Origin of the sequence: Paenarthrobacter aurescens (assembly GCF_025421775.1) — a bacterium.
GTDB lineage: Bacteria > Actinomycetota > Actinomycetes > Actinomycetales > Micrococcaceae > Arthrobacter > Arthrobacter aurescens_B.
In genome coordinates, this window is sequence record NZ_JAOEFX010000664.1 from 1 (window position 1) to 240 (window position 240).

The following is a 240-nucleotide window of genomic DNA, read 5'->3' on the forward strand; positions in this document are numbered from 1 at the left end:
TTCCGTTGTTTCGCTGTGCTTATTTGTGGTTTTTTTCTTGTCGTTGGGGGGTTGGGGGTTTGGTGGTGGTTTGTGGGGGGTTTTGTTGTTGTGCTTATTTTCCCGTTTTGTGTGGGGTTTTTTTTTTCTTTTTTTAAAAAGAACAAAATCGGGGTGTTTTTTTTGTTTTTGCCTTTTTGTTTTTGGGTTTTGGTTTTGGGTTTGGGGGGTTTTTTTTGTTTTTATTTATCTGGTTGGTCG

General features: G+C 38.3%; 1 protein-coding gene. It reads left to right on the top strand.

Features of this window, described 5'->3' with window-relative positions:
• Positions 1-240 (top strand): hypothetical protein (locus tag N7568_RS30940; RefSeq protein WP_261612358.1); only part of this gene is annotated, 240 nt, incomplete at both ends.